Source organism: Collinsella acetigenes (assembly GCF_012844445.1).
Lineage (GTDB): Bacteria > Actinomycetota > Coriobacteriia > Coriobacteriales > Coriobacteriaceae > Collinsella > Collinsella acetigenes.
This window is the reverse complement of record NZ_JABBCP010000001.1, coordinates 190978-215720: the sequence shown is the minus strand read 5'-3', so window position 1 is coordinate 215720 and position 24743 is coordinate 190978. Positions and strand designations below refer to the sequence as shown.

The following is a 24743-nucleotide window of genomic DNA, read 5'->3' as shown; positions in this document are numbered from 1 at the left end:
TCCGTGGCCCTATTGTAGTCGCGCGGGGACGTTCCGCACGCGTGCGCGTTCACATTCGATGTTGGTGCTCCCCAACAAGGTAGGCATATCAGCCCTTCACATCATCCGTCAAGACGCTCCCATCGCTCACCGGCGAAACGTAACCGGCGTCAAACGTCACCACGCAGGGGACACCGGGGCATTTTTCGCCCACGAGCGCACTCACACGAGAAAGAAGCTCATCGTCATCCATATCAAAATCGGTAGGACGTACCAGGTCGAACGCCACAAAATCTCGCTTCTGGCGTACATCGTGGACCGAAAGCCGCGGGTCGATATCCCTCACGCGCTCGTTAAGCCACGAGCGCAAGTCAAAGCCATCGGGAGCATCGGTCACAACAGGATCGCAGTGCAACGTTATCTCAACCCCCAACTCTCGCTGGATGTCGTGCTCGATGGAATCGAGTATCTCATGGTTGGCAAAGGCATCGCGCTCGCCCGGCATCTCGACATGCGCGCTTGCGAACTGACGGCCCGGGCCGTAATCGTGCACCATAAGGTCATGCGTGCCCAGGACCCCGGGATAGGACATGATCTTGGTGTGGATGCGCTCAACAAGCCCCTCGTCTGGAGCTTGGCCCAGAAGAGGGCTCGCCGCGTCGCGCACCAAATCGACACCACCGGCACACACAAAAAGGCCCACGCCCAAGCCTGCCCAGCCATCAAGGTCGATACCCGTGGCACGGGAGATGAGCACAGCCGCCAAGACCGCACCAGAGGCAATCACGTCATTTCGGGAGTCGACGGCAGTAGCGAGAAGCGTCCCCGAATCGATGCGATGCCCCAGACGCCTATTGAATAGGGCCATCCACGTTTTGACCACCATAGAAAGAATGAGCACCGCCATCGAAGCCACGCCGTATTCGGTAAACGACGGATGGAGCAGCTTATTCACCGATTCGGTAACCAAGTTAAGGCCCACGGAGCACACGATCACTGCCACGCTGAGGCCCGCTAGGTACTCAAAGCGTCCATGCCCATACGGATGGCCCGCGTCGGCAGGACGTGCCGCCAGGCGAAAGCCCAGCAAGCTCACAATATTGCTCGAAGCGTCGGATACGTTGTTGACGGCGTCGGCAACAAGCGACACGGAACCCGTAAGCAGTCCAACAATGCCTTTGCTCACGCACAACACGATATTGCAGCAAATGCAGATGATGCCTGCGGCCAGTCCGGCACGGGTACGCACCGAAGCGTCCAAAAGCTCACCTTCCGGCTGCGCCACCAAACGACGTATCAGCCAGTTTATCATTGCGCACGCACCTCCATATAGCATTGAGAGCACAGTATACCCGCACACGCCGCCGCGCTTTCGCCCAGATTGCAACGAAAGCCAAACTCAGTATCGAGATATCAAATGACGCCGAGCAAGCGCAGACGCACTCCAACCTCTATACTGAGCGACATGGAATTCAACGAAGAACATATCAACGGCGCAAACGGCCCGCACGACGCCTGCGTCGTGGGACGCTTTGCGCCGTCGCCCTCCGGTCGCATGCATCTGGGCAATATCTTCTCCGCCCTTATGGCATGGCTCTCCGTGCGAAGCCAGGGCGGGCGCATGGTCCTGCGCATCGAGGACCTCGATGCGCGCTGCCGCAACCCCCTGTGGTCCGATCTTTTTATCGAAGACCTCCGCTGGCTTGGTCTGGACTGGGACGAAGGCCCCTTCTATCAACGAGACCGTACGAACCTTTACGAAGACGCCCTTAAGAAACTCATCGCGTCCGGCCTCACGTATCCCTGCTTTTGCACGAGGGCCGAGCTACACGCGGCAAGCGCACCACATGCGAGCGATGGTACCCCCATCTACGCAGGCACGTGCCGCCACCTCTCGCCCGCAGAGGTAGCGCAGCGCACGGCCGTACGGCCGCCGGCAACGCGCCTGCGTGTGCCGGAGGCCAACGGCCCTTTCGATACTATTGAATTTGTAGACGGTGTTTACGGCGAACAGCGCGAGTCACTCTCCTCGGAATGCGGTGACTTTTTGATTCGGCGCAGCGATGGAATCTTCGCCTATCAGCTTGCGGTCGTAGTTGACGACGCCACCATGGGCGTCACAGAAGTTGTGCGCGGAAACGACCTGCTCTCGTCCACGCCGCGCCAGATGTATTTGCAGAATCTGCTGGGATATCCCCACCCGCACTATGCTCACGTGCCGCTGCTCGTCGCTGCCGACGGACGTCGTCTTTCCAAGCGCGATCACGATTGCGGTATGGACGAGCTTCGCGAACGATTTGGCTCGCCCGAAGCACTTTTGGGATACGTCGCGCATCTCGCCGGCATTGCCCCAGATGCCAAGCCGCGCGGCGCAGCAGAACTGGTCGAGTTGTTCTCCTGGGACGCTATCCGAGCTCATCGCGACGATATCATCATCGCGCCGTAGCAAGCGAGCGCGTTGCCTCAGCTCCGCACTCTCTCGGGTTCGAATCCCCGGGCTCCTTCAAAACGGAAAAAGGACGCCCGGGTGGACGTCCTTTCCAAGTCAAACTGGCGGAGAGCTGGGGATTCCGGCATGCGTGCGCATGCCGCACCGCTGCGGCGCTTACGCGCCTTGCGTGCTGCGCTGGACAACGCTTACGCGTTGCCTCAGCTCCGCACTCTCTCGGGTTCGAATCCCCGGGCTCCTTCAAAACGGAAAAAGGACGCCCGGGTGGACGTCCTTTCCAAGTCAAACTGGCGGAGAGCTGGGGATTCGAACCCCAGATGCCCTTTTGGGGCATACTCGCTTAGCAGGCGAGCACCTTCGGCCTCTCGGTCAGCTCTCCGTAACAGCCGTAATATCATACCCCACTCGGCCCCAACAGCACAAGAACAGAAATGCAAGTCTTCAGAATTCTCTCGCAGATACGCAGCGACACCATGCTCAATCTACTGCAAAGACCTGCTCAGCACGCTTAAATCGTCGCTGCCACGTGCATGCCACATCTGATAGACGCAGCGCGTTCCCAAGAAGAAAAAACCGTTGTCAACCAGCTGGACTGCCAAATCGGCTATGAAATTCGAAACCTCCTCCGTGGGCGGCAAGGCAATTCCCGCCCGTTCGACGGTAGCAACCGCATCTTCAAACGAAGGCGGCTCCGAAACGTCCATCTCGGACATGAGCGCCCGCATTTCTTCCTGCGCCGTAGGTTCAATCTCCTCGCCGCGCGGAATCAGCCGATAGCATGCAAGCGCCATCTGTCTATCGCCCAAGTTCCAATAGGCAAACGCCACGCGATAGAACAGGTAGCCGATGGAGGCGCGATCGTGCGCAAGACGCGCCGCGTGCTTTCCCACCTCAACGACCTCTTCGAAACGCTCAAGCTGAGCAAGAACGTTGATGAGCGAAAAATGCGCTTGCATGGAGGACTTCGCCATATCGTAAAGCTTGCGCGCCTGCGGCAGCAAAACTTCTAAATCGCCTGCCTGCGTATAGAGATTGCACAGCTCATACTGGGCAAAGTAAAGGGCATCCGGCACGCGCAAAACGCGAATGTCGCCGTCGTCCTCCGTGAGGGGAAGCATCAAACGCGCAAGGTAATTCTCACAAAATTGAGATTCAACCGGAACCGTTGCCGCAAGCTCTTCTAGCGCACACGCCGCCTCGAGCTCGTCGACGAGCTTGGCAAAACCCTTTGCCGCCGCAGCGGGATCGGTATGCACAAGCTCCCGGAGCTCCACCACCCGCTTGACGTGAGGGTCTTCGGAGTCCTCCATCACCTCAAGCTCCGCAGCAGTATCTGCCAAAAGCATCGGCCGCAACGACTCTGGCAGCATGCGTGTATCGTTTGCCGGCGCCACTTTGCGCTGGTCAACTGCAGGCCAAGCCTCCTCACCAGCATATATCGAGTCTTCCAGCGCCTTTAGACATGGAGTGCCTTCGAACGACTTGGCATCGAGCCGCTTGGCGACTTCACGCCACTTGGCCATATATGCCGAGCGCGTGAACTCGTAGATGCATACCGGGAGCCTCTCCTCGGGCCGCTCGTCTTCGAACAATGGATCGACCTGCACAAGGCAGCGCTCGATATTGAGCCCCGCCGCAAAACAGGCCGCCGCCAACGTAAGGACCACGCGCGATAGAAGTTCCGCGCGCAGCTCTCGAATTTCACCCTCATCGTATTTGGCCCACCCGCCCGCGAGCTCATCATAGAACGAGCGGGGCATGGCGGCGCAGGGCGGCTGCATGAACTGCACGCGCATGGCGCCGCGAGACACATCGGCATCGAATCGATAGTCGAGACGCGTGATGATGTTAATCCCCTCCGCAAGACGCGCAAATCGCGTGCGAACATCCCATTCGCCCCCGGGTACGCATTGAATCGTTCCCGGCATCGCCCATGGATTTGGCTCCGAAAGCTGCTCCAACAGCTGCGCGACCTGTCCCGTCGTCTCGTCGAAGATGCGACGGTCGATCCTCGAGCAGTCTTCTTCACTTGGAGACATGGAGGTGGGCGCCATGCCCGCCCCCATGCGATCAAGCATGCGAGAAAGGCGATTCAGAACCGTCTCAACAGAAAGCACTGTCTCCACTTCATGCCGCGACAGCCCCGAACGATCAAAGTTGACAAAGAAGCTACGCGTGCGCTCAATGCGCGCGAGCGTAAGCGTCGTTTTAACCGAGCAGGTGCGCAAGCAGGGAAGATCCACCTCGCTCATCAAGCGCTTTGCATACAGCTCCAGACCGCAGGGATTTTGATTGCTCTCGATGCGATACAGCAGCGCGTCGATGGCGTCCGGAAGCGAGGCGGACGCAAAGCCGCAAAACAGCTCGACAGGCTCATCAAGCGCCTGCATCTCGATATCAAAACGTTCATGTTCGGCATTCGGACTTCCAGAGGAAATGGCACCGGTTCCCGCCGCGCCAAAAACGCAGTAGCGCAGATAAAGCGACGCCAGGAAGTCACCGTAGCGAAGGCTGCGTTTCGAATTCCAGGTAGGCTCGTCGGCGTTCTCGCGCATCGTGCCCTCCACAGCGCCCTTGAAGTGCGAAATACGACGCAAACGCCCATGCTCATCAAGCACGCTAATCGACCCCGACTCTGCATCGGGGCTCTTGCGAATCACCAGATCGGGAGCATCCGGAAGCGCCGCATCCCTCACCGGGGCACACGTACGGTACACTTCGCCGGACATGTTGACATAGCCCAAAATCTCGACCTGTGATCGTCCGACAAACCGGACAACATAGCAGGCCTCCTGAGCATCCTTGCCAAACGCACCGGAAATTGTGCCGTACGTTTCGTCGTCGAGCTGCTCGGGCATGTGCGTGAAGCGCTTTTTGCCCGCCAGTAGGCCCAGTTTATAACGAGCTGCCTGCATTGCCTCGTCCTTCTTGTTTAGGCCACCGGTAACGTGCTGGCAGCGAGATGTTCCGCATCTATCATACGTTCGATATGAAACTCTGGGCCCAGGACGTCCGGCAGTCGGTGGCTTTGGGCACGGGGGACGGAGCTGGCCACCTCATGGGCAACATAAATGCATAAAACGGTATTCGATTCGAATAAAAAACAGGCAAATCGAGCCACTTTGGCATTTTCCGCAGACCGACCTGTGCGTTCTGGCAAAAAAGTCAATAATTGCGCGATATGACGACCCTTTCCATCAACGTTTAGGCGCTGAAACTGCCGATGGCGACTATGAACGACGTTCATAGTCGCCATCGAGCCTTCAAAGGCCATTCGGGCAGTTATACATCCGCAAACGCGATAACCGAATCGCGCAAATATTAACTTTTTTGCCAAAGCAGGAACTTTCGCATGCACACAAGCGCTTACGGGCGCATCGTGATCGAGGCGCTCCTCATAAGGCTGCGAACACAAGGACAAAAGCGTTGCCACCAAGCACCTTACAGGCGGGGCGAAACACCGCGATAAAAGAAAAGCCCCCATTGCTGGGGGCCTAACATTCGGTTGGTGCGGCATATAGGATTCGAACCTATGACCTTTTGATTCGTAGTCAAACGCTCTATCCAGCTGAGCTAATGCCGCAGCGCGCTATTTATAATGCCACCGCCCCTAGGTCACGTCAAGAAAAACTTTTCTAAAAGTCGAAAAATTTTTGCTTCGCGCATGCAAAGCAGCTAAAGCGCAGGTAAATAAGGCACATGATCAAAACGCACTCCTCGATTGATTTCGCATCGCGCCCTCATTTTCACAAATGGGACGTTTGTGACGCTTTGCGCGATGCATTCGGGACCCAAGGCGCTTCCAAAATAGCCTCCGGCCGATAGCCTCATAAGTGAGAAGGACCCATCGCGGTGCCCGTTGATCCACTCAACGACCCATGGGTCGAAATGAAATGCACATGGAAGGACGAGGACCCATGAAAATCTCCAAGAAGCTACTGGCGGTGTGTGTCGCAGCTCTCACCCTGAGCATGGCCTTGATGGGCTGCAACAGCGGCACGAGCTCTTCCGGTGGCGGAAGCGCCCCCACAGGAGCCGCCGAACAAAAGGAATCCAACAAGCCTGTCGATGACCGCGTCGACTTTACGTGGTTCAAGGCCTCTGTGCCCGAGGGCTATGACATCTGGTCCGATACCGGTGACGGCGGCTTTGTTGGCAGTATCTGCTTCAAGAATGTCGAAGAGAGCGACAAGTCCATCTCCTTTGACGTCGAATCCGACGACGCCGAGACGCTCGTTGCCGATGAAACCGACAGCGACGGCTATACCGCCGGCGAAGACATCACTATTGGCAAGTACACCTGGAAAACCGTCGACTTCACCTGGAACGATACCCCGAGCGTCGAACTGATCGCCGAGATTCCCGACACCGGCCAAAGCGTTGTCATCTACCTGTTCATGACGACTCCCGACGACCCCGCCGTCAAGGCATTCCTCGAGTCCCTCGAGTTCCCCGAGAACCTCGAAGAGGCACACAACGAAGCCAAGAAGATCAGCATTGCAGACCTGTGCAAGGAAAACAGTCTCACTGAGTACAAGCCGGGAAAGTAGCCCGTAGTTTATGTGGGTAAGGCAGGCGTTGCTCCACACAACGATCTGCAGAATAAGCGGAGAGGGACGAGCAAGAAAGGACGAGGACCTATGAAGATCACCAAGAAGCTATTAGCGGCGTGCCTTGCGGCTCTTGCCCTGAGCATGGCCCTCATGGGCTGCAACGGCGACAACACCGCCAAGCCCGCCGGCAGCGCCGCTGGCAGCGCCTCCAAACAGACGACCGAAAAGAAAGAGTCTAAAAAGCCTGCCGACGACCGCATCGACTTTACGTGGTTCAAGGCTTACGCGCCCGAGGGCTACGACGTATGGGCACGCAGCGGGAGCGATGGCAACGTGTCCGAAATCCTCTTCAATGGCATTGAGGACAGCAACAAAGTCATCTCCTTTGGCGTGAGCTCCACGAAGGACGCTGAGGCAGTTGCCAACAGAGACGCGGAGCGCGACGGCTACGAGCGCGGAGAAGATGTAACCATCGGCAGGTACACCTGGAAGACCGTCAACTTCACCTGGCACAAGACGCCGAGCATGCACCTCGTGACCGACATCCCCAACTCCGGCAGAAGCGTCGAGATCACCCTCTTCATGGCGACCCCCGACGATCCCGCCGTCAAGGCATTCCTCGAGTCCATTGAGTTCTGCGAGGAAGATCTTGAGGAAAAGAAGCTTGAGGCCAAGGACATTAGCATCAAGGACCTCTGCGAGGAGAATGGGCTTGTTATCTCCGGAACGAGAAAGTAGCGTCACGTCCAACATGACGCCGCACGCAGAGTAGCCCGCAGGGCAACCTGAGCGCGCGAGCAGGGCCCGATTCCCGCCTCCCCCGGGAATCGGGCTTCTTTTTTGCTTATGTCCCGCACTTCCCGTCTTATAGGACAGAAAGTGCGCCCGATTCAGAGCCTCCCACACGGATGGACAGCCTTTCTCGCTGCTAAAACTTCCGTCGAGACACCGCCAGAACGCGCGGCAAGTAAAAGCGGCGAAGCCCCCATAGGACTCCGCCGCTCATCAGGCGATATATTTGCAAGAAGCCTTATGCCTCGGGCACGATCTTCTCCATGCCGCCCATGTAAGGACGCAGCACCTCGGGAATGGTAACCGTGCCGTCCTCGTTCTGGTAGTTCTCCAGAATGGCCGCCATAGTGCGGCCGGCCGGCAGGCCGGAGCCGTTCAGCGTATGCAAGTAGCGCGAGCCCTTGAAGTTGGCGGGATCGCGATACTTGATGTTGGCGCGACGTGCCTGGAAGTCACCGCAGTTGGAGCAGGACGAAATCTCCTTGTACGCGTTGTAGCTGGGCAGCCAGACCTCAATGTCGTAGGTCTGGCGCGCCGAAAAGCCCAGGTCACCCGTGCAGAGACTAATCACGCGATACGGAAGGCCCAGCTGCTGCAGCAGATACTCGGCCTCGGCGGTCATGCTCTCAAGCTCCTCGTCGGACTCTTCAGGCTTGGCGAACTTAACCATCTCGACCTTGTCAAACTCGTGTTGGCGAATGATACCACGGGTATCGCGACCAGCAGAGCCAGCCTCCTCGCGGAAGCACGGAGTGAAAGCGGTGTAACGGCGCGGCAGCGTGTCTGCGTCGAGCACCTCGCCGGCGTGCAGGTTGGTAAGCACAACCTCGGCGGTGGGGATCAAGAAGTTGTCACCCGACACGTGATAGGCATCATCCTCGAACTTGGGCAGCTGACCCGTGCCGAACATGGTCTGGCGCTTAACGACGATGGGCGGCCACCACTCTTTGAAGCCACGGCTCGTGTGCGTGTCCACAAAGAAGTTGATAAGCGCACGCTCAAGACGGGCGCCAGCGCCACCAAGAACGGTAAAACGGCTACCAGAAAGCTTATTGCCGCGGTCGAAATCGAGGATGTTGAGGTCGGTACCCAAGTCCCAGTGAGCCTTGAACTCAAAATCAAACTCACGCGGAGTACCCCAGCGACGACGCTCGATGTTCTCGTCCTCGTCTTTACCGTACGGGGTGGCCTCACACGGGATGTTGGGCAGATGGGCCATGAAATCGGTCAGCTCGCCCTCAATCTGAGTACGACGCTCGGCAAGACCGTCAATCTTCTCGTTGACCTCGCGCACGGCCTCCTTGGCGGCCTCGGCCTCGTCCTTCTTGCCCTCCTTCATCAGGGCACCAATCTTCTTGGACTCGGCGTTGCGCGTAGCCTGGAGCTCCTCAACTTCGACGATGACCTGACGACGCTCATCATCCATCTCAAAGAACTTCTGACGGTCCCACGAAGTCTGGCGATTGGCCATGGCCTCGTCGATAGCGTCGGGATTCTCTCGAACGAATTTGATATCGAGCATGCTTCCTCCGTTGTACCGCGCCGGCGCCGGGCCGGCACCGCGATGTGTATTCAGGTTGGCAATATACCATTGCTCTCGCAAGTATATACTTATGGGCAGTTTGACTTGACCCCCAGAAGGTGAGATGGCTGGATGGACACGTTTTTTTCCTTTTTGTTTGGCACGCGTGAAGGCGTGGGCATTCTCTTTGTTGTCGGCATCCTCGTCATTGGACTGGTTGCTTTTATTCTCGAGAAACGCACGAGCAAGATGTATGTAGACCGCGGGCCCAGCGATGATGACGACTGGGATCTCTAAACACAGCCCGCAACAACCAGCACTCCATTGTTAAGGTCTGACGCCCCTGGCATCGGACCTTTTTGCTAGCAATCACGGCCCATTGCCTTGTGCCGCCCACGGTATACTAAGCCCTAAGGCCATTCGACCTTGGAGTACGCCATGAGCAGACACCACGACTCTAATATCGACCCGTTTAACGCCGGCGAACCCGTGATGCCGGAAGACACGCAGCCAGATGATTTCCCGGGTGACGCGTGTTCCTTTGCCGATAAGGACTACTCTGCGCCGCGAAAGCGCCCCGATGCCTACCGCGCACCCACCGACAACTCCCCCGCCAGCGTCGCCGACAAAAGAACCCATCGTGCATGGAAAGCAGCTTTCAAGACACGCGACGGCAAAACGAATCAAAAGCCCCGGGCATCCAACCACACCAAGAGCAGCTCCTCTAAGACAACCGGTCGCCGCAGCAAGCTCGCTATCTTCATCCTCATCGTCTTCATTTTTGCAGTTGCCGGGAACCTTCTCGATAACACCTTCTTTGACGAAAGCCCATTCGCACCGTTTGAGGACGAAACGTTTGATCATTCCCGAGCGAGGCAGCTGGATCCATCGGAACTGAATGAGGAAGAAAGCACCGTTTACGATGTTACCTGCCAGACCCTCTCCGCCTTACAAGACAACGAGAATGTACGCGAGCGCATCTGCAACAATCTCTCGCAGGAGCTTAAGAACTCCTATGGATACGATGCCGAGGACCTCGGCATCGACCCGACGATTTACGCCAATAAGCTACTAGGCAACTTTACGTATCAAATCGATAGCGTATATGCGTTTACCGACAACGAAGATCCCGCCGACAACCGTGGTACCGCTTTTTTCGATTACTTTGTTCCAAGCGCCTATGATTTTGACGAGACCTTCCACGAAGAGCTTAGTGAGTATCTCTATGACGAGGGACTGAGCAGCGCTCACAGCCAGCTGACCGATGCCCAAAAAGAGCGCGTGCGCGAAATATATAACGACGCGCTGAACGAAATCGAAAACGACGATACCGAATCCTCTTACGGATCGCTCGAATTTAGCTACGACGACGCTTCGAATACATTCAGTCTTAAAGAACAGAGCTTTAACGAGCTTGTCGACTCTGCCTTCCAGCTCTTTTAGGAGTCCTTGCAGCGCGTTTAGCAAGCAATGATATGTCGTTCTGACTTGCGCCTTCGCTGCGCGAATCCGCGGCCACGCGGCCGGCTGCCGCCGCCCGCTCGCATGCTCGGCTACGGGGCAGGCCGCCGGCCTGCCCGCTTCACGTCTCGCGACCTCATCGGTTCAAGTCCGCTCACGGCGCCCTAACAAAAAAAGGCCTCCTTTGCTGGAAGCCTTAAATAGTTAATGGTGCGGGCGAAAGGACTTGAACCTTCACGAGCCGAAGCCCATAGGCACCTGAAGCCTACGCGTCTGCCAATTCCGCCACGCCCGCGTGCTGTTAAATAATACTCGAGCGGAACAATCGATTCAAGCTCTTTTTTTAATTTCTTTCGAACCGTTCGACTCGGATGCCAAAAATTGTCTACTTGCCCTGAGAAAGATGGATGGCAAAGCCGCCGATCTGGTCCTTGAGATAAATCAAGAACGTCGAGCCATCCTCGTTAAGCACGCGGGATTCCTCGATAAACTCTACGCCGCGTTCACGCAGCCACGCCTCGGCAGCTGCCGTATCGTTTACCGCAAGGCCGATATGGCCGTGCTCGCCGCGTCCATTCTGCTTCATTGTCTCGACCAGCGTGTCCGAGAAAAACGAAATGGGCGTTTCACGCGGAGTCAAACCCAGCAAAAGTTCAAACTGCTTGGCAATACGCTGCGCCTCGTGCGGGTCCTTTGCATTGATCCCCACGTGCGCCACATGCATATTAAAGAGCTCTACCGGATTACCCTCACCCATCGTTGCCATACTCGATTCTCCCATCTGCGCTCACACGCGTTGCCTACAAATAAAGCCGCACCAAGCGGCGCGGCTTCAATCTTACGTCAGTTGTAGCGCCATACGGCACATAAGGGGCCAAAAGCCCGCAGAGCTCTAGCGTCCCTGTTTACGAGCGATAACGCGAATATTCTCGGGATCGACGCGCTCCTCGGTGGCAAGCAGAAAATCCTTGAGCTCCATTGCGGGGTTGCCGTCCTGGTCAACGCTATCCTCGGTGTCAATAAAATAACGCGCATGAGTCCCCCGACCGCTCCCTGCGTCATTCTTCTCGGCAATACGCAAGTACAGATGGCCGCTGTTGCCTGCAGAGCGAAGCGAACATTGCTCGAGTTTGTCCAGCGCAAAAACCTTTTTCTGACCAAACGATTCAAAGCTGATGCTCGTAGCATCAAGCTCGATCACGCGCGGATACGCATGGGCCACAAACGTGTTAAGCAGCGTATAGGCGCACACAACGAGTGCCAGGATGGCAATAGGCGCAAAAAAGCCGATAACCACACAGTGAATGGCGACGCATGCAAAAAAGATGCATGCATATGCGGGGATCAACACGTCTGAACGGTAGCTGCGATCGTCATAGGTGTACGTCCTCTTCTCCTCGGGAGGCACACCCGCAGCGACGCCAACCTTGAGCACCTTAGGCACAGAAGCGGTCTCGATCTTTTTTACGGCTTTCTTCGCCATCGTCAAAACTCCTCTAGCGCGCTTGGCTGGGCATTCCAGCATGTGGCGCGACGTCTCGATAAAAGATTGGGGCCCACGAAACTCGTCGCGGGCCCCAAATGATGCTAGCTCATATGCGTCTTGAGCATAGAGGTTGGTGCATTACGCCTGCTCGGCGTGCAGCTCCTTGGCCTCCTTGAGGATGCGCATACGGTTCCAGACAGCCATGGCAATAGCAACGACAGCCGGGATGACCAGGCCGATGCCGTCGCCAAGCTGGCCAAGGCGAGTGATGACCCAGGTGAGCGGGTTAGCGCCATCGCAGATGGAGGAGATGGCAGCAGCGCCACCCATGTCGAAGTTCACGTTTGCAGCAGCAGAGGTGATGAGCGGGGCCAGGTCGGTGGCGATGTAGAAACCAACGGCCAGGACGATGACGCCGACGATCAGACCACGGAAGCCGTTCTCATGAACGATCGGGGTGATGAGCACGAGCATGTAGGGGATGCAGGCGAGGTCGGCCAGAGGCACAACCTGGTTGCCCGGGAGAATGAAGGCCAGGAAGATGGAGACCGGCACGAGGATGAGCGCCATGGTCAGGGTCACGGGGTGACCGGTACCAACAGCGGAGTCAAGGCCGATGTAGATCTTGCCGCGGTTCTGGAAGTGCTTCTGGATGAAGTTGGAAGCAGCGTCAGAGACGGGCATGAGGCCTTCCATGAGGAGGGCAGCCATCTTCGGGATCAGGACCATAACGGCGCCCATGTAGACAGCCATAGCGAGCACAGAGGGCTCACCGTTGGCGCCAGGCAGGAAGCCATAGCCAGCGAGCAGGCCGATAAGCAGGCCGATGATGGCGCCCAGAAGGACGGGCTCACCAAAGACGCCGAACTGCTTCTGCATAGAACGAACGTTGATGTCGATCTTGTTCAGGCCAGGAATCTTGTCGATAACCCAGTTGACGGCGAAGGCGATCGGAGCATAAGCACCGGAGAAGCCGTGAGGGATGGAGACGCCGGGGAGGCCGAGGGACTTCTCGACCAGCGGAGCGGTCAGGTCGCCGATGATGAGGACGACAACCTCGTTGATGATGGCGGCAGCGATACCAAAAGCGATGTTGTTGGTAACGATGGCAACGAGAGCGCCGGTGAAGGCGAAGTGCCAGTAGTTCCAGATGTCGACGTCAGCGGTCTGGGTGGTGTTGGTGAGCAGCATAAGCACGTTCACGAGCAGGCCCAGGGGGATGATGATGGTGCCCACGATGGAGCCCATGGCGATTGCGGAAGCCGCAGGCCAGCCCACGTCCATGACGCTCAGGGACAGGCTGAAGCGGGTAACCATGGCGTTAACGCCACCGGCGAGGTCGGTGCCCATGAGCTGGTTGATGACCAGGTTCAGGCCGATAAAGCCGATACCGACGGTCAGACCGGCCTTAAGGCTCTTGCCAAAGCCGGCGCCGAACAGCACGCCCAGAATGGTGAGCACGATCGGCATAACGACGGAGACGCCTAGGCTGGAGACGCCGCCAAAAAATGCAACAATTGCGTCCATTGAGTAATCTCACTCTCGGATAAGGTGACCGCGTCAGCGGTCAGATGTGATCAGACTCTGATGCCTGGAATTACGCGGAGATGATCTCCACGATCTTCTTCTCTGCATCAGCTTTGCCCATACCCGTCAGGAAGGGCACGCCGCTCACATACTCGCAGGTAATGCCTGCGGGAGCGATAGTGGTTGCGACCAGAAGCACAGCGTCGGCGCACTGAGACGGAGCCTCAGCGATGGCGCACTGCACGATGTGGTACTGACCGGAAAGGCCGTTAGCATCCAGGAGGTCGGCAATTTTATGGCCGACAGCCGTGGAGGTCGCGACACCGGAACCACAAGCAACAACGATCTTCTTCATTTACTCTCTCCTTTCGTAAACAAACGATGTTCACATTCTACTACTTCAGCCGGCGCTCGAACTTGCTTCGCCATCGGGCAGTATGCGAAGCGACGCCGGCGAAAAGCCATTGAAAAAGCTAGCGCTTACTCGCCGATAACGCAAACCTTAATTTTGCGGTTGCGCTCACGCGTACGGTCGAAGTCGACAAAGAAAATGCTTGCCAGACCATTGAGCTGAAGCTCGCCGTTCTCGACTTCGAACGTCTGATTGGAACCGATGAGCGTCGAGCGCAGGTGCGCATCACCATTCCACAGCATCCTGCGGTCCATGTTGGGCAGGTACTGCTCGGGGTTGGGCCAAGACTCGACCTCCTCGAAATGGTCGAGACCGGGATAGCGATAGGTGCTCCAGTCGTGCTGCTCGGGGAAGATGCGGTTGAGGCCATCGGAAAGATCGGCCTGCAGGAACGTGTCGCCCGTGGGGGTGTGATCGTGGTCATACTCCTCGGAGAAGACGGCGCAGGTAGTGTGGCAGGAGATAACCGTGACGATGCCCTCCTTGACGCCAGACTCGCGAACGATGTCCTCGACCTCTTTGGTGATGTCCAGGTAGGTGGGCTTGCCTTCGAGGGTGGAAACCTTAACGAGACCTTTGTAAACAGTCATGTGCAAATCCTTGTCCGTCTGAATTACTTTGCGAAATCGGTGCGTGCGCGGTCGAGAGCCTCGAACATCTCGTCGAGGGTTGCAAACGGATCCTCGGCTGCAACGATACCAGACGTGCCGCCCGTGCCGTCGGCGCCGTACTTGATGGCATCATAGACGTTCTCGCCAGAATGAATGCCCGCGGCCTGGAGCACCTGCGTGGTGGGAGAGACGGCCTTAACGGCCTCGGTGGAAGCGCGCATGTAGTCCTCGCCGGCAACGGTGCCGGTGCCAATAAGGCTTGTGAGCTCGCAAACCATGACGTCGGGCTTCAGAGAGGCGATCATCTCGCCCTCCTCGACGGAATCGGCGCATACGACGGTAAGGATGCCAACCTCGTTGGCGCGAGCGATGGTAGCTGCCAGCTCATGCACGGTAGAGGGGTTCTCGGCATGGTTGAGGAAGGTTGCCTTTACGCCAGCGGCGGCAAGTGCCTCGGGTAGAACGTGGCCCATGCCACGGCCCGGCTTGAGGCTCTCCATGTACTGGGCGCAAGGTACCAGGTGAGGGCACTCATCGATGATGCGCGGCAGGTCGATGAGCTGCGCGGTGAACAGAACGTCAAAGTCATACTTCTCGGCCAGTTTGTCCGTGTACTTAGCGAGTTTGAGAATGTCCTCGCCATAGAGGTAGGACTTGGGATTGACCACAAAGAACGGCCAACGAAGCTGCTTTTTCTCCATTACATCATCTCCGCTATCGGGTGCTCGCTGCTTGAACGCAAGCACGTTTGATCTGCCAGATGCCCCACATGGCGCAAGTGCATCTGCCGTTTGGAATGATACGGCAACTCGCACTCAAAATGCTATACAAGTTGCCTTCTGCTTGTACATTCTAATGGAGACAAGTTGAGAGAAACGCATTGTTGCGGGTATCTCGCAAACGGTCGTTATCTTCGATGAACGGTGTGTCAAATAGGGCATTTTCTTCAAAGGAGCGATTTGACCGTTGGTAAAACGTTACACCATTCCGCACACGCTTTGCCCACAACCGTAAATTTGAAGGGTCTATGACGTTTTGCTGAACATCGTTCAGTTTCAAGCCGTAAGCTCAGCTCTACCCGCTTCAAGCCATTCGAAAGAGCGAAAGCGTGGGGGTTAAAAAACGAAAGTGAAACGAACCCTATGACTCAAAGCGCTGATGCGCGGTTCCCACGATGGTCTGACCCGCGGCCAGCATCGTATCGCCCCACTCAATAGCACGGCCGTCATCCAAGAAGATCAGCTGTTCCAGGTTAAGCACGGGCGACACCTCGGACACGCCCATCACGCTTGCCAGATCCTTGCCCGCAGAGCGCGCCGAGTAAGCCATCTGCGAAACGGCGATATGTGCACCTGTCGCCTTCTCGACCGCATCGAACAGCGACATCTCTTCTAAGGGCATGTCCTCGATACCGGGGCAGACATTCAGCGGCGTCCAGCTGTCCAGCACCATAATCGCCTTACCGCCGGCGCGACGCACGCGACGAAGCTTTAGAACAGGATCGCCTTCTTTGATCTGCAAATGCTCCGCAACTTCTAGCGTGGCGCCGATGCGCTCACGCGAAAGGACCTCGGTCTCAAACGTAATTCCCTGCTGCTGCAGTGAGGCCGCAAACGAAAACGGCCGATCACCGCCGGGATGCGCGATATGCGGCTCGCTCACAAAGGTTCCGCGACCATGCTCTTGCTGCAAAAGACCTTCATCGACGAGCGTTTTGATTGCCTTGCGAACGGTGCCACGACTTACGTCAAACAAATCCATCAGGCTGTGCTCAGACGGGATGCGCTCCCCCGTTCCCCACTCCTTGGCGAAGATTTTTGATCGGATATAGTTCGAAACCGTGCCATGCAGGGTCTCGCCGTTAGCTTTGCTCAATCTCGAGTCCTTTCTTTGCTGCTCCGTAACTATACAACTTATGTACAAGTCAATCTAGATATTTTCGCGAGGGGTCAATCCCGAAATGCCTCGAACGCGGCGCGCGCTATTATGTGTCGAGCTTGGTCTATACAACGGCATCCCCGAGGAGCAGGGCATGAACTTCCGTATCGCCACCTTTATCTTGAGCATTATTTTGATCTGTATGATCTCGTTCAAGGCCATCAAGAAACGCACAACGTACAAGAAGCTGCGCAACTATCTTGCGCGCGAGCAGTATGACGAGTTCTTCAAGCTTATCGATGCTCCGCTCACCAACGCCTTGTATCCCGATTACAACATCAACTACTTCAAGCTCAATGCGTACTTGCTTAAAGAGGATTACGCAAAAGCCAACGAAACCCTCGAGATGCTACTTCGCTACCCGCTCAAGCATCAGCAGCGCGTCGATCTGGTGCTCAAGGCCTTCAACATCTATGTTGGCCAGGGTAAGAAGCAGCAGGCCAAAAGTATGCTCGACGAGATTCTCAATTGGGAGGGCGACGAATACAAGCCGTACAAGCACGATGCACTGCTTTCGTACGACATCATGATCCTGAAGAAATCCAACCACATTGGAGAGCTTGAGGCCTTGCTCGACAAAACAAGCGGTTCCCAGCGCGGCCGCCTGGAGTACTTCATCGCCGTGCAGTACGAGAACGCCAAGAACATCCAAAAGCGCGACGAATACCTCAAGCGCGCCGCCGAGGACGGATTCCACCACTCCGCCCACTAACCCAACGTGACACTAAGTCGACAGGTTTATTTTGTCACATTTTATGAAAACGCAGGTCAGAGCCTATATTGGTTCTGGCCTGCTTTCTTATCCAGACCCACGATGTGACAAAAAGTCCTCTGTCTTGTTTTGTCACATTGAGGGACTCCACCGCTGCGCGCTGGCGCCCCGCTGCGGCGCTCGGCAAAAGAAAAGGTCCCGTCGCCGGGACCCTTGGTAACCTGGTAGGGGCGGAGGGACTCGAACCCTCAATCCTTGCGGCGAGAGATTTTAAGTCTCCTGCGTATGCCAATTCCGCCACGCCCCCTTGTGTGAGCTAGTCTATCACGACAACTCCGGCTTCCAGCCAACAACCGGCTTAAAGCCATCATCCCCCTTATGCGCAAGCGCCTCGAGCATCGTCGCCGCCATACCAGCGAGCAAGCTGTTCTCGCTCACCGTCAACTCATCATACCCGCCGGTCTTCATAAGCTCGCGAATGATGACAGCGCCGCCCAAGAGCACCGAAGCTCGCTTTTCCTGAACGCCGGGCAGATTTGCAACAGACGCCGCGTCCAAAACACGCATAGCCTCAACACACGCCTCGACATCCTGGATTCCCAGGCGATGCAAATGCACACGCGAAGAGTCGTAGTGCTCCATGCGCTCGATCATCGCGACGAGCGTCGTCACTGTTCCCCCCACGGCGATCAGTCGATCGGGCCGCTCGGCGGCGCCAGCCCAAAAGGCCCCAAACTGCTCCGCAGCCCATGAGGCAGCACGCTCAACCTCGCCATATTGCGGAGGCAACGCCGAGAAAAACCGCTCGGTAACGCGACGGCAACCGATATTGAGAGATTCGACAGAACTCAACTCAAGCGGCCTGCCCGCCCCATAGGACCCCAGCGCCAGTTCCGTCGACCCGCCGCCAGAATCGGCCACAGCGATAACCTGGCCCTCAAAATCGTGTGCCACGCCGTAAAACGTCAGCTTCGCCTCAACCTCACCAGGAATAACCTGCGGACAAAGCCCCAACCCCCGCAAAGCATCGATAAGCACGGCCCCGTTCTTGGCATCGCGCGCGGCGCTCGTCAGCGTAGTGCACACGGCATCGGGCTCAAACGCGTCCACTTTGCGACAAAACTCGCGGCACACAGAGGTCACCCGCTCGATGGCCGCATCGCAAAGCGAACCCGTCGCGTCCACGCCCTCGCCCAGATTCGTAATAACCGTATGCTTATTCGAATCGACAATGACCCCGTCCTCAACCGTCGCCAAAAGCAGGCGCGAAGAGACGGTTCCCAAATCAATTGACGCGATACGAAAGCACATCGAAGCAGCATCGCACATGGCTACTCCCCCGAAGTCGAATTACCCGATGAAGACACTTCCTGACCGCCCACGCCAGAATAGAAAAAGACCGTATCAAGAACCTTTATGTACCAAGGCGCCTCTGCCGCAACCTCCGCTTCGCGCTTTGCAATCTCAGAAGCCGTAAGCGACGAACTTGCATCGGAAGAATCGGAAGAAGAATCGCCATCGAGTCCCTTAACTTCAAGCTGCTTCTCTCCTGGCATCACAAGACCAAGCTTTGAGCGGGCCTCGTCCTCAATGCCCTCCTTGGAAAGCAGCTTGCTCACATCGGACTGCAAGCTCTTGTTGTACCGCTCGCTTACCTGCAGCTGGCGCGCAAGGATATCCCCCGTGCGATAGGCAACGTAGTAGTCACGCATCGGACCATAGAGTCCACCAAGAATTGCCAGAATCACAAGAGCGATGGCCAATGGCTTGGTACGCCCCGTCGTGAACTCATAGATGGCATGGACGGCACGATTATCTGCCGCGTATTTCATGAAGTTGGTGCGGGTTGCGCGCGAAGACGATCGTCCGCGCGAGGCGGCGCCGTCTTTCCCGGCCGGCGTAGAAGCAACGCGGCAGTTATGGGAAGGCTCTTTGCCCCTGTGCGCAAAAGCATCCGCATCGGCTAGGGCAACATTGCGTACGGTTTCTGCAACCGGACGAGAAGCGCGGTCGGCGGGCGCAGACGAGGCCGCTTGCTGCAAGGGCTCTTTTGCCCTACGGCGCAGGCCAGGGTGGCTAAGTTGCACGGTACGCACGCGCGACGACGTGCCTGCAGCAGCCGAATAACGGGCAGAGTGATTGTTCGAATAACGATCCATGGGCGCCTTGTGCGATTGAAGTGTATATGCGCTGATTTGTTTTAGTTATACCACGCGAACGCGTGACAGTTGTGCAGGGCTTGCGGACAGGTTACAGGTCGCTTGGACCATACAGGGCAAGCGACAGCACTTCCAGAAAATCGTCGAACACCTCGACATCCGAGCGAAGCGAATCGAAAAGAGAACGCCAGATAACGCGCGCCATCCTGCGGCTGTCCAAGTGCTCAAACACGCCAGAATCGATACGAGGGTCGTTGAGCAAAGCGCGCTCAATAACCTCGTAAATATCGTCAAGGCGAACGACTTTCTCTTCACGGATCAATTCGAGTGTTTGAACATCAAGCATCGAGATCTCGCGCAGCCAGTTGATTTGAAAGCCCGAGAGCAACGCTTTGAGCTTAGTAAAAAGAGCGCGACAGCAATCCAGCGCGCTTTCGCCCGGCACAAAAATGCCCTCGCTGCTTTTTGAAACGAGGCCCCAGAAACGTAAAACGATTGCCGAAACAAGCGATGCCTTATCGGGAAAATAGTTGTACAGCGTACCCACGGCTACGCCGCATTCGCGCGCAACCGAACGAATGGAGAGGCCGCCTAGGCCATCTTGCTGCGCTCGCGCGTAGGCGACATCGAGAATCTCCGCTTTGGTAATTGCCGGTTTGCCTGCCATACGCTCCCCTTTTCACGAGAAAGTTCGCGTCATTAGAGGTTAACGGTACCGAATCTTGAGCGAGTGCTCCAGCATATTTGACCTGCAATTGGGTTAACGGAGCTCTTTATTCGGTAAAACAAGATGGATGCGGGCACAAAGCCATTGCGCCTTCGTGCCGCAGCGCGACTTCAAGGGCATGCCCCAACCGTCCCATCTCGCCCTGGGCAAAATCCCGTTGTTAAAGCAGGCGCAAGTGGTCCGGGCAAGCAGAGAACCCCAAAGCTACTCCTCATCCCCCGCGATCGCTTTGGCGCCCTCCCACATGTCGTTGAGCTCCTTGACCGAAAGACTCTCGAGCGAAACGCCCTCATCAAGCGCAGCACCTTCCATAAGCTCCCAGCGGTGACGGAACTTCATCGTGCTTGCGCGCAAGGCGCTCTCTGCATCGATCCCCTCTTTGCGTGCCACGTTCACGAGGGCAAAGAGCAGGTCGCCAAACTCCATTGCACGCGCATCCGTCCCCGGCTCCTCAGCCTCGAACTCGGCGCGCTCCTCGGCAACCTTATTCCACACGTCCTCGACGCTTTCCCACTCAAAGCCCACGGCAGCAGCTTTTTTTGAAACCTTCTGAGCCTGCATCAAAGCCGGTAGCGAAGTAGGCACGCCGTCAAGCAGGCCCTCGGGTCGTTCATCCTCCCGCTCGGCAGAAGCGTTGCGGGCGGCCTTCTCCTTGAGCTTGATCTTGTCCCAAATGGCCAGCACCTCATCGGAGTTTTTCGCGTCCGCCTCGCCAAACACATGAGGGTGACGACGAATGAGTTTCTCGTTCACGCCGCGCACCACGTCGTCGATAGAAAACTCCTCCGCATCGCGCGCGATCTGCGCGTGCAGCACCACCTGCATGAGAACATCGCCCAGCTCTTCGCACAAATGAACAGGGTCGTTCGCCTCGATACAATCAACCGCCTCGTATGCCTCCTCGATCATGTTCTTAGCAATCGAGGCATGTGTCTGTTTACGATCCCAAGGGCAACCGTCGGGCTGACGCAAGCGCCAGATGGTATCGACAAAATCCTGGAACGTATCGCCCGCCTGAACGAGCGTCTCGACGTTGCGGCACTCCGGCTGCTGCGATGCCTTTCCCATGATGTCCTCCTCAAACGCCGCCATCGGCCCTGCGACGACAGCAACAATAAAAAAACGGCTCGCATCCAGGCCAAAAGCCCCGATGCAAGCCGTAATACGTGACCAGCCCTTATGGTATCCCAAGCAATCTACGGCTATCGCCCAAAAGGCGGCGCGCCACAAGGAACTTGCAGCGAATGCCTTACCAGATACCCAGCACGTGCTGCATCCCTAAGCTCATGCACGCAATGCCGACCCAGCAGCAAAAACCGAGCGCGATGGGCTTGCCGCCCTTCTTGACCAGGTCGACGATATTGGTATTAAAGCCCACCGCTGCCATGGCCATAACGATAAAGAACTTGGAGAGCGTCTTGAGCGGCGCCGTGACGGTTGCCGGCAGCGCAAACACCGTGGTGATCACACTCGCGAGGACGAAAAACAGCACGAAGAACGGGAAGATCTTCTTGAGCGAGAACGTGTTGCCCGCATCCGCACCGGCCTTCTTCGCCTTATGCATCTGCCAGAAGGCGAGTACAAGCGTGATGGGGATGATGGCGAGTGTGCGCGTAAGCTTGACCACCGCGGCGCTCTCCAGCACGTTGGCACCCGGATGCATGCTGTCCCAGGCGCTTGCCGCCGCTGTCACCGAAGAAGTGTCGTTGACAGCCGTGCCCGCAAAGAGACCAAAGCCCTCGTTCGTGAGGCCCAGCATGCCACCGAGCGTGGGGAAAATCAGCGCCGCGATAACGTTGAACAGGAAGATGACCGAGATAGCCTGCGCGATTTCCTCATCGTCGGCATCGATAACCGGAGCCGTTGCGGCAATAGCCGAACCGCCGCAAATGGAGGAGCCCACGCCCACAAGCGTCGCGATCTTCGAGGGGACGCGCATGACGCGGCACAGGACAAATGCGATGACGAGCGACGTCGAGATGGTCATGACGATAATGGGCAAGGACTGCGCGCCCTTGGCCAAAATCTCAGAGAGATTCATGCCAAAGCCCAGTAGGATCACGGCATATTGAAGAATCTTCTTTGAAGTGAACTTCACGCCGCCCGCAAGCGGTTGGCGCGACCCTTCGGGCACCACAAGGGCGAGCACCATGCCCAGCAAGATCGCAAAGACCGGCGCACCCACGACTTCAAGTCGCGTGCCCAAAAACCATGCAGGCACGGCAACGACCAGGCAAAACAAAACGCCTTTCCATTTGTTTTTGAAATCGGTGAGAAACTCCATACGCATTTATCCGTTCTATAAGAGGGATTTAACCCAACTATAGTACGACTGATTTCGCATATTGAAGCGCTCTTTTTAGTCATATGCGCCGCCGATTTTGGAATGAGCCGTTTCCCGGACGGCATCGGACAAAAGCGCCGCCGCCAATTCCCGCGGAACGAGCGGCGGTGTGGCAATACCGATGCTGAGCAACAAGATCGACACCCTATTCCACCGTGACGCTCTTTGCCAGATTGCGCGGCTGGTCGACATTGCAGCCACGCATGAGAGCCACTTCGCGCGCGAGGAGCTGCAACGGGACACTCGCCGTGATGGCGCTAAAGCAGTCACGCACGGGCGGAATCGAGATGATATGGCCTGCGATCTTTGCGATGTCCTCGTCGCCTTCGGTTGCAAGCGCGATGATCGTGGCCCCGCGGGCCTCGCACTCCTTGAGGTTCGAGACCACTTTGTCGTACGTAGGACTCTTGGTAGCCACCGCGATCACGGGAAAGCCGGGGTCGATAAGTGCAATGGGTCCATGCTTCATCTCGCCGGCCGCATAGGCTTCTGCATGCAGGTAACTCACCTCTTTGAGCTTGAGCGCACCTTCGTAGCTAATGGCCGTGCCCATGCCGCGGCCCACAAACAAGGCAGAAGCCGCGTCCTTGCAGGCAAGCGCCGCCTCATGAATAGCCGGGCCTTGTGTATCGAGAATATGCTGGATCTGCGCTGCGGTATCGCCCAGCTCATGAAAGAGCATCTTTACCTGACCGGTCTTGAGCTTGCCTTTGGCCTGCGCCAACAAGAGTGAAAGCAGCGACAGGCTCACAATCTGCCCAATAAAGCTTTTGGTAGACGCCACGGCAATCTCTTTATTGGCCTTGGTGTAAATCACACCGTCGGACTCGCGCGCCACAGGACTGCCCACCACATTAGTGATGCCAAAGACTTTTCCGCCCTTGATGCGCGCATCGCGAATCGCCGCCAGGGTATCTGCCGTCTCGCCCGACTGCGACACCGCAACCACGAGCGTCGTGGGGGTGATTATCGGGTTGCGATACCTAAACTCGCTCGCCGCCTCGACCTCGCAGGGAATGCGCGCCCAGCCCTCAATCAGGTTTTTAGCAATCAAGCCGGCGTGGTAGCTCGTTCCACAAGCAATTACGTAAACGCGATCGATCAGGTTGAGCTCCTCGAACGAAAGCCCCAGTTCATCGATATCGAGCTCACCCGTGGGCGCCAAGCGCCCAACAAGCGTATCGCGCACGACGCGCGGCTGCTCGCATATCTCCTTGAGCATAAAATCGGGATAGCCGCCTTTCTCGGCCATATCGACATCCCAATCGACATGCGTAACGGCGGGAGCGATAACCGCGCCCTCGGCATCGGTGTATTCAATACCCTTAGGGGTTAGCTTTGCAAATTGTCCGTCCTCGAGCACCACAACATCACGCGTAGCATCGATCAGCGCAACAATGTCGGAAGCCAAATAGGCGCCGTCCTGCCCCATGCCCACAACGATGGGCGAATCTTTGCGTGCCACGGCGATTACATCCGGCTCGTCCGCACAGACCGCAGCCAAGCCATAAGCGCCCACCACGTGCGCGCAAGCGTCGCGCACGGCAGCCATCAAATCGTGCGTAGCGGCATAGCCTTCCTCAACCAGGTGGGCAAAAACCTCGGTATCGGTCTCGCTCCTAAAGGTATGGCCGCGACCACTCAGCTCCTCGCGAAGCTCGGCAAAATTCTCGATAATGCCGTTATGGACAATGGCGATACGCCCATCGCAACTCACGTGCGGATGCGCGTTCTCAACCGTCGGCCGTCCATGCGTTGCCCAGCGAGTGTGGCCAATACCGCAGGTAGAGGACGCATCATGCTGCTCCAACTTCTTTGCAAGACTCGCTACTTTGCCCACTTCTCGCACAACATCGAGTGCGCAATCGGTACCGGTGCCCACTTCGAGCGCCACTCCCGCCGAGTCGTAACCGCGATATTCAAGACGAGCAAGACCACCCAGCAGGATATCGCTCACCAGCCTACTTCCGGTGTAGCCGATGATTCCACACATATTGCAACCTTTCGGGTTCAATGAGTTTGCCACGCACATCGGTTGCCTATTCTACGCAAGGTGGTGCTCGAATTTAAA

The 24743-nt window shown here is 57.0% G+C and carries 23 protein-coding genes and 4 tRNA genes; 6 read left to right on the top strand and 21 right to left on the bottom strand.

What is annotated here, in order from left to right; translation table 11 throughout:
- Nucleotides 1-88 precede the first annotated feature (88 nt).
- Complete coding sequence (locus HF320_RS00975; RefSeq protein ID WP_169276677.1) at nt 89-1291, bottom strand: cation diffusion facilitator family transporter; 1203 nt, start codon at nt 1289-1291, stop codon at nt 89-91.
- Between the two features lie 153 nt (nt 1292-1444).
- Between HF320_RS00975 and gluQRS the strand changes: the two genes are divergently transcribed.
- Nucleotides 1445-2425, top strand: a complete 981-nt coding sequence (gene gluQRS / locus HF320_RS00970; protein WP_169276676.1) for a tRNA glutamyl-Q(34) synthetase GluQRS — start codon at nt 1445-1447, stop codon at nt 2423-2425.
- 291 nt (nt 2426-2716) lie between these two features.
- On the opposite strand, the gene HF320_RS00965 is transcribed toward gluQRS, so the two are convergent.
- From HF320_RS00965 to HF320_RS00950, 4 genes are all read right to left on the bottom strand, one after another.
- A tRNA-Ser gene (locus HF320_RS00965) sits at nt 2717-2807 on the bottom strand.
- Between the two features lie 103 nt (nt 2808-2910).
- Entirely contained in the window at nt 2911-5343 is a 2433-nt protein-coding gene (locus HF320_RS00960; protein ID WP_169276675.1) for a tetratricopeptide repeat protein, read from the bottom strand.
- A gap of 17 nt (nt 5344-5360) precedes the next feature.
- Nucleotides 5361-5861, bottom strand: coding sequence for a hypothetical protein (locus tag HF320_RS00955; RefSeq protein WP_169276674.1), 501 nt, complete (start codon nt 5859-5861; stop codon nt 5361-5363).
- 73 nt (nt 5862-5934) lie between these two features.
- A tRNA-Arg gene (locus HF320_RS00950) sits at nt 5935-6011 on the bottom strand.
- Nucleotides 6012-6345: 334 nt separating this feature from the next.
- Between HF320_RS00950 and HF320_RS08995 the strand changes: the two genes are divergently transcribed.
- Together HF320_RS08995 and HF320_RS00940 are read left to right on the top strand one after the other, a co-directional pair.
- Entirely contained in the window at nt 6346-6978 is a 633-nt protein-coding gene (locus HF320_RS08995; protein WP_211158901.1) for a hypothetical protein, read from the top strand.
- A 90-nt stretch (nt 6979-7068) separates the two neighbouring features.
- Nucleotides 7069-7719, top strand: a complete 651-nt coding sequence (locus HF320_RS00940) for a hypothetical protein (RefSeq protein ID WP_169276673.1) — start codon at nt 7069-7071, stop codon at nt 7717-7719.
- A gap of 292 nt (nt 7720-8011) precedes the next feature.
- On the opposite strand, the gene serS is transcribed toward HF320_RS00940, so the two are convergent.
- Nucleotides 8012-9295, bottom strand: coding sequence for a serine--tRNA ligase (gene serS / locus HF320_RS00935; RefSeq protein WP_169276672.1), 1284 nt, complete (start codon nt 9293-9295; stop codon nt 8012-8014).
- A gap of 132 nt (nt 9296-9427) precedes the next feature.
- On the opposite strand from serS, the gene HF320_RS00930 reads away from it, so the two are divergent.
- Nucleotides 9428-9592 (top strand): DUF6724 family protein, encoded by a 165-nt coding sequence (locus HF320_RS00930; RefSeq protein WP_022386780.1) that lies wholly within the window; start codon nt 9428-9430, stop codon nt 9590-9592.
- Between the two features lie 141 nt (nt 9593-9733).
- The gene (locus HF320_RS00925; protein WP_169276671.1) at nt 9734-10738 is read left to right on the top strand and encodes a hypothetical protein; all 1005 of its coding nucleotides are present in this window, start codon (nt 9734-9736) and stop codon (nt 10736-10738) included.
- A gap of 226 nt (nt 10739-10964) precedes the next feature.
- Here the strand turns inward: HF320_RS00925 and HF320_RS00920 are convergent.
- The 8 genes from HF320_RS00920 to HF320_RS00885 form a co-directional block, all read right to left on the bottom strand.
- Nucleotides 10965-11051: transfer RNA gene (locus HF320_RS00920), tRNA-Leu, on the bottom strand.
- Between the two features lie 90 nt (nt 11052-11141).
- Complete coding sequence (locus tag HF320_RS00915; RefSeq protein ID WP_324249287.1) at nt 11142-11522, bottom strand: VOC family protein; 381 nt, start codon at nt 11520-11522, stop codon at nt 11142-11144.
- Nucleotides 11523-11648: 126 nt separating this feature from the next.
- Nucleotides 11649-12239, bottom strand: coding sequence for a hypothetical protein (locus HF320_RS00910; RefSeq protein WP_169276670.1), 591 nt, complete (start codon nt 12237-12239; stop codon nt 11649-11651).
- A 141-nt stretch (nt 12240-12380) separates the two neighbouring features.
- Nucleotides 12381-13769 carry a PTS galactitol transporter subunit IIC gene (locus HF320_RS00905; protein ID WP_169276669.1) on the bottom strand — a complete coding sequence of 463 codons (1389 nt, stop codon included), beginning with the start codon at nt 13767-13769 and terminating at the stop codon, nt 12381-12383.
- A gap of 70 nt (nt 13770-13839) precedes the next feature.
- Nucleotides 13840-14124 carry a PTS sugar transporter subunit IIB gene (locus HF320_RS00900; protein WP_169276668.1) on the bottom strand — a complete coding sequence of 95 codons (285 nt, stop codon included), beginning with the start codon at nt 14122-14124 and terminating at the stop codon, nt 13840-13842.
- A 125-nt stretch (nt 14125-14249) separates the two neighbouring features.
- Nucleotides 14250-14771 carry a YjbQ family protein gene (locus HF320_RS00895; RefSeq protein WP_075844314.1) on the bottom strand — a complete coding sequence of 174 codons (522 nt, stop codon included), beginning with the start codon at nt 14769-14771 and terminating at the stop codon, nt 14250-14252.
- A gap of 23 nt (nt 14772-14794) precedes the next feature.
- On the bottom strand, nt 14795-15493 hold the full coding sequence (locus tag HF320_RS00890; RefSeq protein WP_022386772.1) for a triose-phosphate isomerase: 699 nt from the start codon (nt 15491-15493) through the stop codon (nt 14795-14797).
- A 439-nt stretch (nt 15494-15932) separates the two neighbouring features.
- Nucleotides 15933-16667: a GntR family transcriptional regulator gene (locus HF320_RS00885; protein ID WP_169276667.1), complete on the bottom strand. Its 735-nt coding sequence runs from the start codon at nt 16665-16667 to the stop codon at nt 15933-15935.
- 157 nt (nt 16668-16824) lie between these two features.
- Between HF320_RS00885 and HF320_RS00880 the strand changes: the two genes are divergently transcribed.
- Entirely contained in the window at nt 16825-17442 is a 618-nt protein-coding gene (locus HF320_RS00880; protein WP_169276666.1) for a hypothetical protein, read from the top strand.
- Between the two features lie 222 nt (nt 17443-17664).
- Here the strand turns inward: HF320_RS00880 and HF320_RS00875 are convergent.
- The 7 genes from HF320_RS00875 to glmS all read right to left on the bottom strand — a co-directional run bounded on the left by HF320_RS00875 (nt 17665) and on the right by glmS (nt 24665).
- Nucleotides 17665-17749, bottom strand: a tRNA-Leu gene (locus HF320_RS00875).
- Nucleotides 17750-17766: 17 nt separating this feature from the next.
- On the bottom strand, nt 17767-18771 hold the full coding sequence (locus tag HF320_RS00870) for a Ppx/GppA phosphatase family protein (RefSeq protein ID WP_169276665.1): 1005 nt from the start codon (nt 18769-18771) through the stop codon (nt 17767-17769).
- A gap of 2 nt (nt 18772-18773) precedes the next feature.
- The gene (locus tag HF320_RS09040) at nt 18774-19601 is read right to left on the bottom strand and encodes an FtsB family cell division protein (RefSeq protein ID WP_248276542.1); all 828 of its coding nucleotides are present in this window, start codon (nt 19599-19601) and stop codon (nt 18774-18776) included.
- A 91-nt stretch (nt 19602-19692) separates the two neighbouring features.
- Nucleotides 19693-20268: a TetR/AcrR family transcriptional regulator gene (locus HF320_RS00860; protein WP_169276664.1), complete on the bottom strand. Its 576-nt coding sequence runs from the start codon at nt 20266-20268 to the stop codon at nt 19693-19695.
- A 264-nt stretch (nt 20269-20532) separates the two neighbouring features.
- Nucleotides 20533-21396, bottom strand: coding sequence for a nucleoside triphosphate pyrophosphohydrolase (mazG, locus tag HF320_RS00855; RefSeq protein WP_169276663.1), 864 nt, complete (start codon nt 21394-21396; stop codon nt 20533-20535).
- Between the two features lie 181 nt (nt 21397-21577).
- On the bottom strand, nt 21578-22612 hold the full coding sequence (locus HF320_RS00850) for a YeiH family protein (protein ID WP_169276662.1): 1035 nt from the start codon (nt 22610-22612) through the stop codon (nt 21578-21580).
- 205 nt (nt 22613-22817) lie between these two features.
- A complete protein-coding gene (gene glmS, locus HF320_RS00845; RefSeq protein WP_169276661.1) occupies nt 22818-24665 on the bottom strand; it encodes a glutamine--fructose-6-phosphate transaminase (isomerizing) in 1848 nt (615 codons plus the stop codon).
- Nucleotides 24666-24743: the final 78 nt, after the last annotated feature.

What these genes read in the sequence shown, in the direction of transcription:
- HF320_RS00975 (WP_169276677.1), bottom strand. Translation starts at nt 1,291, where the DNA reads ATGATAAACTGGCTGATACGTCGTTTGGTGGCGCAGCCGGAAGGTGAG.
- gluQRS (WP_169276676.1), top strand. Translation starts at nt 1,445, where the DNA reads ATGGAATTCAACGAAGAACATATCAACGGCGCAAACGGCCCGCACGAC.
- HF320_RS00960 (WP_169276675.1), bottom strand. Translation starts at nt 5,343, where the DNA reads ATGCAGGCAGCTCGTTATAAACTGGGCCTACTGGCGGGCAAAAAGCGC.
- HF320_RS08995 (WP_211158901.1), top strand. Translation starts at nt 6,346, where the DNA reads ATGAAAATCTCCAAGAAGCTACTGGCGGTGTGTGTCGCAGCTCTCACC.
- HF320_RS00940 (WP_169276673.1), top strand. Translation starts at nt 7,069, where the DNA reads ATGAAGATCACCAAGAAGCTATTAGCGGCGTGCCTTGCGGCTCTTGCC.
- serS (WP_169276672.1), bottom strand. Translation starts at nt 9,295, where the DNA reads ATGCTCGATATCAAATTCGTTCGAGAGAATCCCGACGCTATCGACGAG.
- HF320_RS00930 (WP_022386780.1), top strand. Translation starts at nt 9,428, where the DNA reads ATGGACACGTTTTTTTCCTTTTTGTTTGGCACGCGTGAAGGCGTGGGC.
- HF320_RS00925 (WP_169276671.1), top strand. Translation starts at nt 9,734, where the DNA reads ATGAGCAGACACCACGACTCTAATATCGACCCGTTTAACGCCGGCGAA.
- HF320_RS00915 (WP_324249287.1), bottom strand. Translation starts at nt 11,522, where the DNA reads ATGGCAACGATGGGTGAGGGTAATCCGGTAGAGCTCTTTAATATGCAT.
- HF320_RS00910 (WP_169276670.1), bottom strand. Translation starts at nt 12,239, where the DNA reads ATGGCGAAGAAAGCCGTAAAAAAGATCGAGACCGCTTCTGTGCCTAAG.
- HF320_RS00905 (WP_169276669.1), bottom strand. Translation starts at nt 13,769, where the DNA reads ATGGACGCAATTGTTGCATTTTTTGGCGGCGTCTCCAGCCTAGGCGTC.
- HF320_RS00900 (WP_169276668.1), bottom strand. Translation starts at nt 14,124, where the DNA reads ATGAAGAAGATCGTTGTTGCTTGTGGTTCCGGTGTCGCGACCTCCACG.
- HF320_RS00895 (WP_075844314.1), bottom strand. Translation starts at nt 14,771, where the DNA reads ATGACTGTTTACAAAGGTCTCGTTAAGGTTTCCACCCTCGAAGGCAAG.
- HF320_RS00890 (WP_022386772.1), bottom strand. Translation starts at nt 15,493, where the DNA reads ATGGAGAAAAAGCAGCTTCGTTGGCCGTTCTTTGTGGTCAATCCCAAG.
- HF320_RS00880 (WP_169276666.1), top strand. Translation starts at nt 16,825, where the DNA reads ATGAACTTCCGTATCGCCACCTTTATCTTGAGCATTATTTTGATCTGT.
- HF320_RS00870 (WP_169276665.1), bottom strand. Translation starts at nt 18,771, where the DNA reads ATGTGCGATGCTGCTTCGATGTGCTTTCGTATCGCGTCAATTGATTTG.
- HF320_RS09040 (WP_248276542.1), bottom strand. Translation starts at nt 19,601, where the DNA reads ATGGATCGTTATTCGAACAATCACTCTGCCCGTTATTCGGCTGCTGCA.
- HF320_RS00860 (WP_169276664.1), bottom strand. Translation starts at nt 20,268, where the DNA reads ATGGCAGGCAAACCGGCAATTACCAAAGCGGAGATTCTCGATGTCGCC.
- mazG (WP_169276663.1), bottom strand. Translation starts at nt 21,396, where the DNA reads ATGGGAAAGGCATCGCAGCAGCCGGAGTGCCGCAACGTCGAGACGCTC.
- HF320_RS00850 (WP_169276662.1), bottom strand. Translation starts at nt 22,612, where the DNA reads ATGGAGTTTCTCACCGATTTCAAAAACAAATGGAAAGGCGTTTTGTTT.
- glmS (WP_169276661.1), bottom strand. Translation starts at nt 24,665, where the DNA reads ATGTGTGGAATCATCGGCTACACCGGAAGTAGGCTGGTGAGCGATATC.